The organism is Brevibacterium antiquum CNRZ 918, from assembly GCF_900169145.1.
GTDB lineage: Bacteria > Actinomycetota > Actinomycetes > Actinomycetales > Brevibacteriaceae > Brevibacterium > Brevibacterium koreense.
The window spans coordinates 52,525-67,276 of sequence record NZ_FXZD01000010.1 but is presented as its reverse complement, the minus strand read 5'-3'; the positions used below and the strand labels follow the sequence as shown (position 1 = coordinate 67,276).

Below are 14,752 nucleotides of genomic sequence, written 5' to 3'. Positions count from 1 at the left end.
GTGTCATAATCTGATCAGATGTGCAACAGATCACATATGAGCGGTAAGGTGGCTGCCGTGAGTGTGGTCGCCGTGAGTTCGGAAGGGAGAGCCATGAACACAGCACCCACCGCCAGACATCGCAGGTTCCTGGCCCAACTGGCCAGAGAGCACTATATTCAAGGCGGCTCGAAGGTGGAGCTGGGCAAAGCGCACGGACTCAGCCGATTCCAGATCGCCCGTCTGCTTCAGGAGGCCGTCGACAGCGGAGTCGTCACGATCTCCATCGAGGCCGATGCCGCCGAAGAAGACGACCAAGCCGAACGGCTCGCGGCGACACTCGGGCTGAGGTCGGCAGTCATCGTCGACCTCGAGCACGAGACCGATGCCGCCCAGCGAATGGGTCGTGCCGCACTCTCCTACGTCGATCATCGAGCCCGCCCGGGCATGCGCATCGGACTTGCCTGGTCGCGCACACTCGACGCAGCAGCAGAATTCGCCCCCGCGCTCCCCCGCTGCACAGTCGTCCAGCTGGCAGGGGCCCTTCAACTCGGCTCGCATCGACCCAGCTCCGGGATCTTCGCCCGGTTGGGACAGGATGCCGCCGTGACCATGGTTCGGCTGCCGGCACCTCTGCTGGTCACCGAGGCGGACACCACTGCGGATCTCAGCGCCCTGCCCGAGATCTCCAGTGCCCTCGCCGCCGCAGACGATCTCGATCTCGCGGTCGTCTCGGTCGCCGCGTGGGCGAAGGAGCAGTCCTCAGTCTGGGAGAAATGCAGCCCAGAACAGCGAGCCGCAGGGCTGGCCGACGGCGCGGTGGCCGAAGCCTCCGGGCGCCTCTTCGACTCCGCTGGAGCCGAGGTCGACACCATCGACGACCGCGTCATCGCCGTCACCCTCGAACAACTGCGAAACGCGGCGACCACCGTCGGTGTGGCACGCGGAGCACAGCGCGCCGAGGCTGTTCGCGCAGCCTGCGCCGCCGGATTCCTCGACGTCGCCATCGTCGACGATGCGCTGGCCCAAGAGATCCTCGACAGTCCGCGCCCCGAGGCACAGAACGTCGGGCAGACCGCCGGGCAGCCCGAGGAGTCCCGATGACTGCCGAGAGCACACTGGTCGCCGGCGTTGATTCCTCGACGCAGAGCTGCAAGGTCGTCATCGTCGACCCCGACACAGGCGAGATCCTGCGCCAAGGATCGGCGCCGCACCCTGCCGGAACGGAGGTCGACCCCGAAGCCTGGTGGTCGGCCCTGCAGCAGGCGATCTGCGACGCAGGAGGGTTCGCTGACGTCGCCGCCGTCAGCATCAGCGGACAGCAGCACGGACTCATCACTCTCGACAGACACGGACAGGTCATCCGCGATGCTCTGCTGTGGAACGATCTGCGCAGCGACGCAGCGGCACGGGCACTCATCGCGGAGATCGGGGCAGATGAGTTCGTCGACCGGGCCGGCATCGTTCCTGTTGCGTCCTTCACCGGGGCCAAGCTGCGGTGGCTGCGCGATCATGAGCCCGACAACGCCTCCCGAGTGGCAGCCGTGGCTCTGCCCCATGACTGGCTGACCTGGCGGCTCCTGGGCTACGGACCGACCAGCTCGGCCGCTCCCCGAGGACCCGACCTCGAGGCACTCGTCACTGATGCCTCCGACGCCAGCGGAACCGCGTATTTCTCAGCGGTCACCGGCAGCTACGACCTTGAACTCTTCCATGCGGCCTTCGGCTCCGCAGCACGCGAAGCGGCTGGACCCACAGCTCACACGAAACCGGCAACCGGCACGGCCAGTCCTGAACCGACAGCCATCCTTCTGCCGCGTGTCCTGGAGCCCCACGAGAGCGCTGGTCACACGCCCGAGGGCATCCTCGTCGGTCCCGGCGCCGGGGACAATGCGGCCGCTGCACTCGGGCTCGGAGCCGGCCCGGGCGACGTCGTCATCTCAATCGGCACCTCGGGGACGGTCTTCAGCCCGACCCGACTGGAGATCAACGATCCTTCCGGTATGGTCGCCGGATTCGCCTCGGCCGACGGTGGGCGGCTTCCGCTGGTGGCCACCCTCAACGCCGCCCGCGTCCTCGACTCCGCGGCAGTGCTGCTGCGAGCCAGCCATACCGACGTGGCTGCACTGGCGCTTGCCTCGGCACCGGGGGCGAACGGTCTCACGCTCGTCCCCTATTTCGAGGGCGAGCGCACCCCCAACCTGCCGGATGCGACAGCCCGCCTGGAAGGTATGACCTTGGCGAATTCGACCCCGGAGAACGTTGCTCGGGCCTTCGTCGAGGGCATGCTGTGCGGGTTGGCGGATGGACTCGATGCGGTGCCGCGGCAGGGTCTGACCGTCAAACGGCTGCTCCTTATCGGCGGGGCAGCCCGCAACCCCGCAGTCCGTGAGGTGGCCAGAGACATCTTCACCGTCCCCATCGACGTGCCCGAACAGGCCGAGTACGTGGCCATCGGAGCCGCCCGACAAGCGGCCTGGACACTGACCGGAACCTCGCCGAGGTGGCAGGTCGAGCTCGTCGCGACCCTGCACCCGAGACCATCGCAGGTACGTCAGCAGTACCGTTCGTTCGCCCACTCCGGAAACACCCCCGACAGCAGCGTCACCGACCGCACCAATCCCGCCCACGAGAACTCAGACAATGATCACCGCGGATCGTCGGGTGCCCACGCACCCGTGGAAGGTTGAGATTCACCATGGCAACAGTCACTTTCGATAAGGCAATGCGCCAGTACCCAGAGGCGCTGACTCCATCAGTCAACGAGATCAGCCTCGATATCGCCGATGGCGAGTTCCTCGTCCTGGTCGGCCCCTCTGGCTGCGGAAAGTCCACCACCCTGCGCATGCTCGCCGGCCTCGAACCCGTCGACGGCGGGCACATCAGAATCGGCGACGACGATGTAACCGGGGTCTCACCCCGCGAGCGAGACATCGCAATGGTGTTCCAGAACTATGCGCTCTACCCACATATGAGTGTCGGGGAGAATATGGCCTTCGCCCTCAAAATCGCCGGTGTGGCCAAGGCTGAACGCAGCGAACGTGTCCGTGAGGCCGCCCAGCTGCTCGACCTCGAGCCCTACCTGGATCGGAAGCCGAAGGCTCTCTCGGGTGGGCAACGGCAGCGCGTGGCCATGGGACGCGCCATCGTGCGCTCTCCACAGGTGTTCCTTATGGACGAACCGCTGTCCAACCTCGATGCCAAACTGCGGGTCCAGACACGTGCACAGATCGCCTCGCTCACGCGTCGCCTCGGCGTCACCACGGTCTACGTCACCCACGACCAGGTCGAGGCGATGACGATGGGTGATCGCGTCGCGGTGCTCGCTGACGGGCGCCTGCAGCAGGTGGACACTCCGCGGGCCCTCTACGACCGTCCCGCCAACCTCTTCGTCGCCGGCTTCATGGGTTCTCCGGCGATGAACCTCTTTGACCTGCCGCTCCAGGATGGGGCGCTGCGCATCGGTGAGTCCGAGATCCGGTTGAGTCACGCCCAGCGCTCGGAGCTCACGGATGATCGGGTGACGGCCGGCATCCGCCCGGAGGACTTCCGTCTGGAACCAACCGGTGGCCTGGAAGTCAGTGTGGATCTGGTCGAGGAGCTCGGTGCCGATGCCTATGTGCACGGTCGGGCGACGACGGGCACCGGCGACATGCCGATCGTCACCAGGGTCAGCGGGCGCACGCGCGTGGCCAGAGGTGACGTGGTCAGAGTCGTCCCGGAGTTCTCACGCCTGCACCTCTTCGATTCGCAATCCGGTGCGCGGCTGTCGGATGAGACCGACCACGCGGCCTGAATGTGACGCCCATTAGGCGGGCGGAGGCAAGAAAATCAGGTGCGGAATACTATGATCGATCCATGGTCGATTTCGCACGCTCACCCCGCTCCACGCTTGGAGTCGAATGGGAACTGGCTCTGTTGGACGGGGACAGCCTTGATCTGACTCCCGCCGCCGAGATCCTCCTCGCCGATGTCGCCGAACGTGCACCCGAATTCGAGAAGCAGATCGTGGGCGAAATGCTCACGAACACGATCGAGCTCGTCACCGGCGTCCACAAGCAGGTGTCCGGAATCGCTGAGGACCTGGCCACGTCCATGGGTGCCCTGCGCACGCTCACCGAGGACCGTGGAATCGAACTCATGTCTGCTGGGACGCATCCGTTCGCGCAGTGGCAGTCTCAGGAGGTCCGCGCCAAGGACCGCTACCTCGAGCTCGTCGATCGCACCCAGTGGTGGGGCCGGAACATGCTCATCTTCGGCGTCCACGTCCACGTGGGCATCGACTCCCGGGACAAGGTGCTGCCGATCGTCAACGCCCTCCTCGCCTATGTCCCCCACCTTCAAGCACTGAGCGCATCATCACCGTTCTGGGGCGGGACCGACACCGGCTATGCCTCAAACCGGGCGATGATGTTCCAGCAGCTGCCGACCGCTGGACTGCCCTTCCAGTTCGACGAGTGGTCGGACTACGAGAAGTACGTGGCCGACATGCTCACCACTGGCATCATCGACAACATCAATGAGATCCGCTGGGACATCCGGCCCGCCCCGAACTGGGGAACCGTCGAGGTCAGAGTCTGCGATGGGCTGCCCACGCTCGAGGAGATCACCGCGATCACAGCTCTCATCCAGTGCCTCGTCGACGACTTCTCCGCCCGTCTTGATGCCGGTGAGGCCCTGCCGACGATGCCGGATTGGTTCCACGACGAGAACAAGTGGCGTGCCGCACGCTACGGCATGGACGCCATCATCATCGAGAATGCCGAGGCCGATGAGCGTCTGGTCACCGAATGCCTGGCCGATGAGATCGCGCGCCTGGCCCCGGTGGCACAGCGTCTGGGCTGCACAGACGAGCTGAACTCCATCACCTCGATCATCGACCGCGGCGTGCCCTATCAGCGGCTGCAGAACGTGTTCAAGGACACCCAATCGCTGACCGAGGTGACTCGATCGCTGATCAGCGACCTGCGCACCTCATACACCTGAGGGTTCCACATACACCTGAGGGTTCCACCAGCCGCTGCCCCGCCCACATTCGCCGAAACACGGGTGCTGGCTCGACAATTGCAGGCGCACACCAGTGCCGCGGTACAACACCCGGAACTCGACGACGCTCCACACGGAGCCCAGGCGACGCTCCACACGGGGCCCAGCAGCTGGGCTGCAATGCTCACAGGTGGGGGCGGAGGAGCTCCAGTAGGACCGGCAGCGACGCGGCGACCCCGGAGTGCAGCTTGAGATCCGTGAGCTGTTCAATCGGCACCCAGGCGAGCTCGATGCTCTCCGGATCACTGATGACCGGGTCGAAATGATGCAGAGCCCGGGAGATGACCGTCGTGTACGACCAGTCGCCGAGATCGAGGACATGGGTCTCGAGGACTTCGATGCCCTCGGCCTCACGGTCGGGGACACCGGCTTCTTCCCAGGACTCGCGAACGGCCGCTTCGATAGCGGATTCGCCCAGGTCACGGGCACCACCGGGGAAACCCCAGGTCCCTCCTTCGACCGACCACAGGGCGCGGTGCTGCATGAGGATCCCCTGCGCAGGGTCAAGCAGCATCAATCCCGCTGCCCCATTGAGTCCCCAATGCTTCTGCCCGTCCGAGCCGAGAGTCCATCCGTCTCCTGATCGCCGAGGCGGCAGGTAGTCGGGCAGATCCTTCGAGTTCGGACCGTATGCGGTCTCATCGCGTGAGGCACCGCTTCGGTCGTGCGTGTAGGCGTTCTGGTCGCCTGCGTTCGGGTCAGACGAGGACATGATCGACATCCAATGAAGAGACTGCGGCAAATGACAGGTCGCTGGGTCCGATTCCACGGCGGACGAGTTCGGCACCGAGGGCTGCGACCATGGCTCCGTTGTCCGTGCACAAGCTCAAAGGCGGCACGCGCAGCCTCACCCCCGCCTCGGCGCATCTGGTTCCAAGAACCTCGCGCAGGTGGGAGTTCGCGGCGACTCCCCCGCCGAGGACGACGTGGTTGATTCCGGTGTCGGCCGCCGCCAGCAGAGTCTTGGTCACGAGGACGTCGACGACGGCGTCCTCGAACCCCGCTGCGATGTCGGCGACCCGCAGGTGGGTTCCCAGCGTCTCGGCCTTCGTGACCTCCCGCAGTGCGGCGGTCTTGAGTCCGGAGAACGAGAAGTTGAAGCGACGTTCGGGGTCGCGCAGGTCCTGCTTCTTGGCCAGTCCGCGGGGGAACTTCACGGCGGTGCGATCGCCGGGGATTCCGCTGCCGTCGAGCTGCCCGAGAGCGGCCTTGGAGATGTTCGGCCCGCCGGGGTAGTTGAGCCCCAGCAGCCGCGCGGTCTTATCGAAGGCTTCGCCGGCAGCATCATCGATCGTGGCGCCGATGAGTTCGATGTCATCGATTACGTCACCGATGCGCAGGATCTCGGTGTGCCCGCCGGAGACGAGGAGTGCGATGGTCGGCGTGGTCAGACCGTCGACGTCGGTGGCGATGAGGTCCACCGCCACATGTGCGGCGAGGTGGTTGACCCCGTAGAGCGGCAGGTTGAGTGCCGCGGCGAGGCCCTTGGCTGCACCGACTCCGACCATCAGCGCACCGCTGAGTCCCGGGCCTGCGGTCACGGAGATGGCATCGAGGTCACCCAGCGCGATGTCTGCCTGATCGCAGGCCGAGGCGATGGCCGGACCAATGGCCTGGACATGTGCGCGTGAGGCGACCTCGGGGACCACACCGCCGAAGCGAACGTGTTCATCCATCGAGGATGAGACCGTGTTGGTCAGCAGCGTCCGGCCCCGAACGATCCCGACTCCGGTTTCGTCACACGAGGATTCGATGCCCAGCACCAGCGGTTCGCTCATGCCTCGGCCGCCCCGTCCTCGCTGTCGTGTGTTTCGCTGTCCTCAAGTTCGAGGTCCGCGTAGAGCGCGAGCAGCTCTTCCTCACCGGCCTCGGCGACGTCGAGTCCCAGGACCCGAGCGAACAGGCGCAGGTGCGTGTCCCACATCGGTCCGAAGTCCGCGGCCTTGAGACGTGCACTCTCGACGTCGGCTGCGGATTGGGTGAAGATCAGAAGGGTCGCGTCCCCATCTGTGAGTTCGAGCGCGAGCAGCGCCATGCCCAGCACGCCGAAATCGTCGAGCTCGACGAGGACATGGTCCTCGACCTCGCAGCTCAGGATCTCACCGTGCAGCTTGGTCTCACCGAGGTCGAAGGTGATCGCAGGATTGGAATCCCCCTCAGCACTGTCCTCGCTGTCCGAGTCGTCGCTGTCCGAGCTGGCTGCCGCCTCGTCGACGGTGAAGGACGCGAACCAGGCTCTGGCGGTCTCACTGTCGACGAGCTTGGACCAGACGGTCGCAACGTCGAGGGCCAAGGGCAGTTCGATGACCAGGTCGGTGCCGTTCTCCCATTTCACAAGGCGTGGGCTGGTGCTCGTCATGCTTCCACCCATGCCTCGTTGAGGGCCGTGATCTCGTCATCGGCCAGCTGCAGTTCGGTTCCCGCGAGCAGTTCCGTCAGCTGCTCGGGCACCCGCGCCGAGGCGATGGTGGAGGGAATGAAATCGTGTGACAGCTGCCAGGCCAGGGTGGTTGCGGTCATGGTGGAGTTGTGCGCCGAAGCCACGTCGTCGAGGATTTCGAGAGCGCGAAGCGCCTCTTGGTTCTCGAGGAGGTCGGCCACGCGTTCACCGCGCACGCTGCCGGTGGCGTCTCCGCCGGTGTGCTTTCCCGTCAGGAATCCCGAGGCCAAGGAGTGGAAGGGAAGTTCAGCGATGCCGTTGGAGCGCAGGTAGGCCTGCTTCTGTGGGTCCACCGCGCTGCGGGCCACGAGATTGTACCGATCCTGGACGACGCGGTAGCACGCCAGCGAGTACTTCGCACTGATCTTCATTGCCGACTGCAGACGATTCAAGGTGAAGTTCGAAGCGCCGAGGTAGCTGACCTTCCCGGAGCGCACCAACGCGTCGAAGGTCTCCGCCACAGCCACCTGATCAACGTCCTCATCGTCGGCGTGGGCGTAATAGACGTCGACGTGGTCTGTGCCGAGACGACGCAGGGAGGCGTCGATGCAGTCGCGAATATTGGCTGGGTCAAGGCCCTTGTGCTTCGGGTGCATTCCCACCTTCGTGGCGATGACCATGTCATCGCGGTTGCCACGCGAGGCCATCCATTCGCCGATGATGGTCTCCGACTCACCGCCGGAGTTGCCGTCGACCCACACAGAATAGGCGTCCGCCGTGTCGATGAAGTTTCCACCCGCCTCGGCGTAGGCGTCGAGGACTGCGAAGCTCTGGTCCCGGTCCGCACCCCATCCGAAGGGATTGCCTCCCAGATGCAGGGGGTGGACCATCAGATTCGTGTCAGCCAATTGCACTCTTTCCATGACTCCAGCCTACCCTTTGGCAGCGGTCGACGAAGGAATGAGTCAGATGTTAGGGCAGGCTAGGCTAAGATGAAAACGAGTACTGTAGTCGTTCGGATCATCGAGACACTTCCGGATCATCGATCTCTCAATGGGGAAACTTCATGACTGAACCATTCTCAGCTCGGCTCAAGGCCAGCACAGCCACGATCCATGACGAGGTCGAGCACACCGATTTCATGGTCGATCTCATGGAGGGCAGGCTCGACTCACGCGCCTATGCGCTTCTGCTCAAGCAGTACGAGGTCATCTATGGCGTCCTCGAGCAGAGGTCCCGGGAGTTCGCCGAAGACACGATCTTCGCAGGGTTCTACGACGCGAATCTGTTCCGACATGAGCGCATCGTCTGGGACCTGCAGGAACTGACCAGCTCTGACCAGTTCAGGCTCAGCGATGTCGACTCGCCTCTGACCCGCAGTGCCGAATTCTACGCAGCCCACCTCGCTGGGATCGAGAGTCCGGAGCAGCTCATCGCCCATCACTACACGCGCTACCTCGGCGATCTGTCCGGCGGGCAGGCCATCGGAGCGCTCATGGCCAGGCACTACGCTCTGCCCACCAGCGCGCTGACGATGTGGGACTTCGCCGAACTCGGCAAGACGAAACCGTATAAGGATGCCTACCGTCTGCGACTCAACGACATCGCAGGCACCGGCGGGGACGAACAGACCGTCATCGATGAGACGATGACCGCGTTCAGGCTCAACGGGGAACTCCTCGCAGAGCTGACCGCCATGTCGCAGCGGTCTGCAGCCACCATCGCCTAGGCACCATTCGCGATTCGACTCTGCAACGAGCCGAATCACACTTGACCGGAGATGAGAAGCGGAGTTGTATGCAGAAGATGACTGGTCGCGAATGGTTCGACTCATCGGCGTCGGCACTGACAGCCCTGCTCCCGGCCACCCGAAACCAGCTGGACGCTCCCGGGCTCGGTGAGTGGGATGTGCGATCTCTGCTCGGGCACACGTGCCGCGCATTCACCACGGTGGAGAGGTATCTGAGCGCTGGCGCAGAATCGCCGACGAGGCAGCCCGACGTCGATTCGCCTGCGGACTACTACCGTGGCGCGTCTGCCATGCTGGCCGACGCCCATCAGGTTGAGCTGCGAGGGAAGGACGCCGGTCGAGAACTCGGAGATGATCCCGCCGCAGCCGCCGAGGCCATCGCCCAACGGGTATGCGATCTGGTTGCTCGCACACCTGCGCATGCGATCGTCCTCACTCCAGTCGGGGCGATGAGACTCGACGACTACCTGCCCTCGCGCGCTTTCGAACTCACCGTGCACGGCCTTGATCTCGCACTGGCCACTGGACAGCCGATTCCCGAGCGCCTGCAGCAGAACATCGGCAATGCCATCACCCTGTGCTCTCAGATCGCGACTGCGAAGCAAGCCGTGCAGCTTCTTCGTGGGATCACCGGCCGAGATCGGCTGCCCCCCAGACTTCACCGCCATCTGAAGCAGCGAGGACTCGGAGAATGTGAGCACTTCTTCGGCCGGGCGGCAGAGCCTGTGGCGCCTCAGAGCCTGTGGCGCCTCGGAGCCTGTGGTGCGCAGGGCGATCGACGCGGCCCGGCCAGCCCTAGGGGCGGAGCTGCATGAGGATCGCGTCGGCACCCGGGTAGTAATCCGGGCGTCTGCCCCATTCGGAGAATCCGATGGAATGGTAGAGGTCCAGTGCCGGTTCGTTGTGCTCGTCGACTTCGAGATGGACGACGTGAGCCCCCTGCTGCCGGGCCCAGCCTATCCCGCTCGTGAGCAGGGACCGGCCGATGCCATGGCCGCGGGCCGCCGCAGTCGTGGCGATCGTCATCACGTCGCCTTCGTCCCCACCGACAGACATGACGATCCATCCGGCCAGCTCCCCCGCCGAATCAGAAGAACGCTGACCCGCCGAGGCGGTTCTGGCCATGAGCATGACCGTTCCCGGCTGCGCCATGACCGCCCAGTAGTACTGCACGGTCCACGCGGTGGCCCCGAAGACCCGGGAGTCGTTGTCCGCGATTTCCGCGAGATCCCACCAGTGCACGTCGCTGATGACCACGTCGTCTTGCTCAGTCGCATCGCTCACTTCTGGTTGCCTTCACTCACTTCTGGCTGCCTTGACTCACTTCAAGTGACTCTCGCGCACCGGGGCCGACTTGGCATCGGGTTCGCGCAGATACTCCGGGACCGGTTCGCCCAGCTCCTCGCCTGCCGCGATCGAGCGAGCAGCGAAGAACGCGAGGAACTCTGCGCGCGGATCGACGAGCTCGGGATGCCCCGATGCTCCGATGACATCGTCGTAGAGGACGAAGCCGCGGCCGATCCGTGCGGTGATGTCGACACGATCGCAGCTCTGCCCGGCTTCGGCCCCCGGCACCTCGAGTCGATACCCCTGGTCGGCGAGCACGTCTGCGACCTCGGCAGGCTTGGCCACGAAAGGCCCGGACTTCAGAGAAGCGTCCGAAGCCTCGTAGACGCTGAAATACACTTCCTTGCGCCGAGCATCAGCGGCAATGAGCACGGGCCCTCCGCCACCCTCGGACCTGCGGCAGAACTCCTCGGCCAGCGCGGCCTGGGACAGGACTCCCCTGACCGGGATGCCACGAGCCTGAGAGACCGCGATGCCGGCCGCGATCCCGACCCGCAGACCGGTGAACGGCCCCGGACCGATTCCGGTGACGACAAGCTCGGGCTGCACCTCATGCGCCAGCACCCGTAACAGGGCGGGTCCGATGAATTCGACGTGTCTGCGCTGGTCATCGGTCTGTTCGACGGCCAGAACAGCACCGGATGCGGTGTCGACCAAGGCCACAGAGGCTGACTGTGAGGTGTCGATGCTGAGAATGATCATGTGTTGTCCCTTTCGTCCGCAGCCACGGCCGCGTCGACGTCACCTGCGGCGCCAGCGACGTTCGGCCCCACAGCCGCCTCGGTGCGAATCGAATCGCTCAGGCGCGGCCATCGCTCGTCCCATGTGGCGCCGTGCCCGTGCAGTTCGACAATCCGCCGTTCGTCCTCGATCGCGTCCTCGTCTTCGCCTGAGTCCTGGCCCTGGTTGTCTGCATCGGTCCCGGCCGAGGCATCCCTGTCGGGCTCCTCGCCGAGGCTGAACATCGGGGTGATCGTCAGACCCAGATAGTCCGAGCTGAGCTGCTCAGCCACACCCGCACCCCATTCGACGACGGTGATCGATTCCTCGAGCTCCGAGTCGAGGTCGAGGTCCCCGAGCTCCTCGGCATCGGAGAGCCGGTAGGCGTCGACATGGACCAGTGCAGGACCGTGACTGCGCGAAGGATGCTCACGTGCAATGACGAACGTCGGCGAGGTGATGCGCCCTGCCACGCCCAACGCGCGCCCCAGGGACTGGGTGAAGGTCGTCTTCCCGGCACCGAGGTTGCCGCTGAGGATGAGGAGATCACCGGCGCGCAAGTGCCCGGCGAGCACCTCGGCGAAGGCTCTCATCTGAGCCAATGACGACAGTTCGAACTTCATCACGACACCGTGCCCGCACCGTGCTGGGGTCCGCCGTCGCCGATCGTCCCGCCGGCTTCCACGCGCTCGACGCGCTCGCTGATGCGGGTGACGATCTCGTAGTTGATGGTGTCTGCCCAGTCGCCCCATTCAGCTGCGCTGGGTCCGTCGGGTCCGAGGAGGACGACTTCGTCACCGATGGCGACTTCGCCCGCACCGACCTCGACGATCATCTGGTCCATCGCGATCCGACCGACCACCGGATACCGTGTGCCGCGGATGCTGACCTCGGCCCGATTCGAGGCCGTCCGGGGAATCCCGTCGCCGTAGCCGCCCGGGACCAGGGCGAAACGCGTGTTCGCCGCCGCCGTGAACGTCAGCCCATAGGAAGCGCCATGACCTGCCGGAATGTCCTTGAGATTGACCACCTGGGAGACCAGCCTCAGCACCGGCGTCAGCCCCAGATCGGTGGAGTCCTGATCCTCGAGCGGGGAGAGCCCGTAGAGCGACAGGCCGACCCTCGCGCAGGTGCCGGGAAACGGTGAGAGAGTGAGTGCGGCCGGTGAGTTCGCGATATGGACGTCGAGTCGATCCGATTCGCCGAGGCGGCCCTCCGCGTCATCGAGAACCGCGTTCAGTTCCCGATGGGCTAAGTCGAAGATGTGCGTCTGCTGCGCAGTCTCGCCCCGTTCCGGTTCGTCCGCGACCGCATAGTGGCTCATGATTCCCACGATCTCGATGCACGGATCGGGTTCGTCGCCCAGGGTCCGCAGCTGGTCCAAGGCCAATGCCCAATCGGCCGGAGCGAGTCCGTTGCGGCCCAGCCCAGTGTCGGCCTTGAGGTGGAGGCGGGCCGTGGTGTGCGTGCGTTCGGCGGCCTGCCGGAGCCTGTCGATGCTGGCAACGGTGGATACGCCGAGTTCGATGTGGGCAGCGAGGGCAGCGTCGAGGTCGGTGGTGGGCCCGTACAGCCACGCAATGATCGTGACACCGCTGCCCAATATCTCACGCAGGTGCAGGGCCTCACCGATCGTAGCCACGCAGAAGTCGCGCCAGCCGGCGGCGAAGAGACCGCGGGCGACGATGTCGACGCCGTGCCCATAGGCATTGGCCTTGAGGACGCACTTGAGGCGGGCCGGTGCGAGTCGCTCGGCCAGCGCCGCGGCATTGGCCTGCAGCGCGGTCACGTCGATCTCGGCCTTCACCAGTGCCCCTGAGGAATCGGTTGATGTCACTGGATAAGAATACCGTGCGCCCTCGCTGCCGGCTTGAACAGGGATCGTGTCAGAGCGAACAGAGTCCTTTTCACTCATACGGGGACCGGGTCACTCGATGAGGTATCCGCCGTGGACGAGTTCACCGGTCACCTCGGCGACGGCATCGACCAGGGCCCCGGCGTTGACGGCCCGACGTCCGGCGGCATTGTGCACGAGCACGCCGAGGCCCACGGTGTGGGCCAGTTCCCGCTCGAGCAGCGGATGCTCTGCCGAAGAGTGTTGGTTCCTGGCGTGGGCGATCGCGACCATGGCACCGATGATCCCAGCGAGCACATCCCCGGAACCTGCCGTGGCCAGGCTGGCCGGTCCGACCTCGGGGAGCACGCAGAACCCGTCGGGGGCGGCGATGACGGTCTGGTGGCCTTTGAGCAGGACGATGCAGCCGCTCAGACGCGCGGCCATCTGTGCCCAGCCGATGGGCTCGGAGTTGATCCTGCTGGCGGTGATGATCTCGCCGAGGATTCGGCTGAGCAGCCGTGCCAGCTCGCCGGCGTGCGGTGTCAGGACGACGGGACGTTCGGCCAGCCACGTGCCCTTGACGGATTCGGCGCGACCGACCATGTCGAGGCCACCGGCGTCGAGGACCACGGGAACGTTCGTCTCGGACAGGGAGTCCACAGCGTCATGGACGTGTTCGGTTTCGGGGTCGCCGGGCCCCATGACGACGGCGTCCATGCGACCGGTGGCGGTGACCACCTCAGCGTGGAGGCCGATGACGAACTCGGCGACCAGTTGGGATCCCAGGTATCGGACCATGCCGACTCCGCAGTTGACCGCCGAGGTGGATGTGAGGACCCCTGCCCCGGGGTATTCCTCGGATCCGGCGAGGATCCCGACGATTCCGCGGGAGTATTTGTATTCTTCGGGCCCCGGGCGGGGGAAGTCGGCGTTGAGATCGCCGGTGTCGACCACCTCGGCGGTGGCCAGCTTCGCATCGAGCTCGAGCCCGATGTCGATGACGGTGACCGTTCCGGTGAAGGCCCTGACACGAGGATCGGTCAACTCGGTCTTGAGCCCGCCGAAGGTCACTGTGTGATCGGCGTGGATCCGGTCCGTCGAACCCTTTTCGTCCGGGGACAGGTCGGAGGGAACGTCGACGGCGATGACGGTCGCAGCGGCACGCTTGGAGCCGTGCGTGCCCGTGGCGCTGTTCCTGCCCCGTGTGCCGTTGACGCTGCTCGAGCGTTGCCAGTCGTTGAGGAGGGAGGCGATGTGGGTCGGAAGCCCGCGTCTGGCGCCGGTGCCGAGGATGCTGTCGAAGACGAGGTCGGAGCGAGTGAGCTCACGCAGAACTTCGGCACTGATGTCCGCATCTGTCTCGGGGAAGCCGATGACATCGGCCCCGGCTCGACGTGCGGCGTCCAGGCCCCCATCATGGGTGGCCTCGAAGAGTGTGACCACGGTGATATGGGCACCTCGCCGGCTAAGCGCGGCAGCGGCGAAGAGGCCGTCTCCGGCATTGTTGCCGGGCCCAGCGAGCACCGTGACGCGCGATCCTGACACCTGTCCACGAGATTCCTGCAGCACCTCGGCGGAGCACCGCGCCAGCGCTCGGGCCGCTCGTGACATGAGGTCGACGCCCACATCGAGCAGCGGACGTTCGGCCTCGCGGATGACCTGGCTGGGGTAGGCGAAGACTGACATCAGCGCC

At 65.4% G+C, this 14,752-nt stretch carries 15 protein-coding genes; 6 read left to right on the top strand and 9 right to left on the bottom strand.

All coding sequences use genetic code 11. The annotated features are described in order from the left end of the window. Positions 1-93: 93 nt before the first annotated feature. The 4 genes from BANT918_RS13860 (at position 94) to BANT918_RS13845 (ending at position 4,965) form a co-directional block, all read left to right on the top strand. Positions 94-1,083 (top strand): sugar-binding transcriptional regulator, encoded by a 990-nt coding sequence (locus BANT918_RS13860; protein WP_167389479.1) that lies wholly within the window; start codon positions 94-96, stop codon positions 1,081-1,083. Next, entirely contained in the window at positions 1,080-2,669 is a 1,590-nt protein-coding gene (locus tag BANT918_RS13855) for a xylulokinase (RefSeq protein WP_101620810.1), read from the top strand. The genes BANT918_RS13860 and BANT918_RS13855 overlap by 4 nt, the downstream gene beginning before the upstream one ends. Before the next feature lie 8 nt (positions 2,670-2,677). Further along, a complete protein-coding gene (locus BANT918_RS13850; RefSeq protein WP_101620809.1) occupies positions 2,678-3,775 on the top strand; it encodes an ABC transporter ATP-binding protein in 1,098 nt (365 codons plus the stop codon). Between the two features lie 62 nt (positions 3,776-3,837). Further along, a complete protein-coding gene (locus tag BANT918_RS13845; RefSeq protein WP_101620808.1) occupies positions 3,838-4,965 on the top strand; it encodes a glutamate--cysteine ligase in 1,128 nt (375 codons plus the stop codon). Between the two features lie 184 nt (positions 4,966-5,149). On the opposite strand, the gene BANT918_RS13840 is transcribed toward BANT918_RS13845, so the two are convergent. Genes BANT918_RS13840 through BANT918_RS13825 form a run of 4 tightly spaced genes read right to left on the bottom strand, consistent with a single transcriptional unit; the run spans position 5,150 to position 8,328 of the window. Further along, complete coding sequence (locus BANT918_RS13840) at positions 5,150-5,737, bottom strand: NUDIX domain-containing protein (protein ID WP_101620807.1); 588 nt, start codon at positions 5,735-5,737, stop codon at positions 5,150-5,152. Further along, entirely contained in the window at positions 5,724-6,803 is a 1,080-nt protein-coding gene (gene tsaD / locus BANT918_RS13835; protein WP_101620806.1) for a tRNA (adenosine(37)-N6)-threonylcarbamoyltransferase complex transferase subunit TsaD, read from the bottom strand. Before tsaD ends, BANT918_RS13840 begins: the two co-directional genes overlap by 14 nt. Next, a complete protein-coding gene (locus tag BANT918_RS13830) occupies positions 6,800-7,384 on the bottom strand; it encodes a hypothetical protein (protein ID WP_101620805.1) in 585 nt (194 codons plus the stop codon). The genes tsaD and BANT918_RS13830 overlap by 4 nt, the downstream gene beginning before the upstream one ends. Next, positions 7,381-8,328, bottom strand: coding sequence for an aldo/keto reductase (locus BANT918_RS13825; protein ID WP_167389478.1), 948 nt, complete (start codon positions 8,326-8,328; stop codon positions 7,381-7,383). The genes BANT918_RS13830 and BANT918_RS13825 overlap by 4 nt, the downstream gene beginning before the upstream one ends. 143 nt (positions 8,329-8,471) lie before the next feature. Here BANT918_RS13825 and BANT918_RS13820 point away from each other — a divergent pair, with 143 nt between their 5' ends. Then, positions 8,472-9,134, top strand: a complete 663-nt coding sequence (locus tag BANT918_RS13820) for a heme oxygenase (biliverdin-producing) (protein ID WP_101620804.1) — start codon at positions 8,472-8,474, stop codon at positions 9,132-9,134. 68 nt (positions 9,135-9,202) lie between these two features. Next, positions 9,203-9,970 carry a maleylpyruvate isomerase N-terminal domain-containing protein gene (locus tag BANT918_RS13815; RefSeq protein ID WP_101620803.1) on the top strand — a complete coding sequence of 256 codons (768 nt, stop codon included), beginning with the start codon at positions 9,203-9,205 and terminating at the stop codon, positions 9,968-9,970. On the opposite strand, the gene BANT918_RS13810 is transcribed toward BANT918_RS13815, so the two are convergent. From BANT918_RS13810 to BANT918_RS13790, 5 genes are all read right to left on the bottom strand, one after another. Continuing rightward, positions 9,951-10,439 carry a GNAT family N-acetyltransferase gene (locus BANT918_RS13810; RefSeq protein ID WP_101620802.1) on the bottom strand — a complete coding sequence of 163 codons (489 nt, stop codon included), beginning with the start codon at positions 10,437-10,439 and terminating at the stop codon, positions 9,951-9,953. The genes BANT918_RS13815 and BANT918_RS13810 overlap by 20 nt on opposite strands. Before the next feature lie 36 nt (positions 10,440-10,475). Next, a complete protein-coding gene (tsaB, locus tag BANT918_RS13805) occupies positions 10,476-11,204 on the bottom strand; it encodes a tRNA (adenosine(37)-N6)-threonylcarbamoyltransferase complex dimerization subunit type 1 TsaB (RefSeq protein WP_101620801.1) in 729 nt (242 codons plus the stop codon). Beyond that, positions 11,201-11,845 (bottom strand): tRNA (adenosine(37)-N6)-threonylcarbamoyltransferase complex ATPase subunit type 1 TsaE, encoded by a 645-nt coding sequence (gene tsaE / locus BANT918_RS13800; RefSeq protein ID WP_101620800.1) that lies wholly within the window; start codon positions 11,843-11,845, stop codon positions 11,201-11,203. Before tsaE ends, tsaB begins: the two co-directional genes overlap by 4 nt. Continuing rightward, positions 11,845-13,059: an alanine racemase gene (gene alr, locus BANT918_RS13795; RefSeq protein ID WP_101620844.1), complete on the bottom strand. Its 1,215-nt coding sequence runs from the start codon at positions 13,057-13,059 to the stop codon at positions 11,845-11,847. Before alr ends, tsaE begins: the two co-directional genes overlap by 1 nt. 90 nt (positions 13,060-13,149) lie before the next feature. After that, a complete protein-coding gene (locus BANT918_RS13790) occupies positions 13,150-14,745 on the bottom strand; it encodes an NAD(P)H-hydrate dehydratase (protein WP_101620799.1) in 1,596 nt (531 codons plus the stop codon). Between the last annotated feature and the right edge of the window lie 7 nt (positions 14,746-14,752).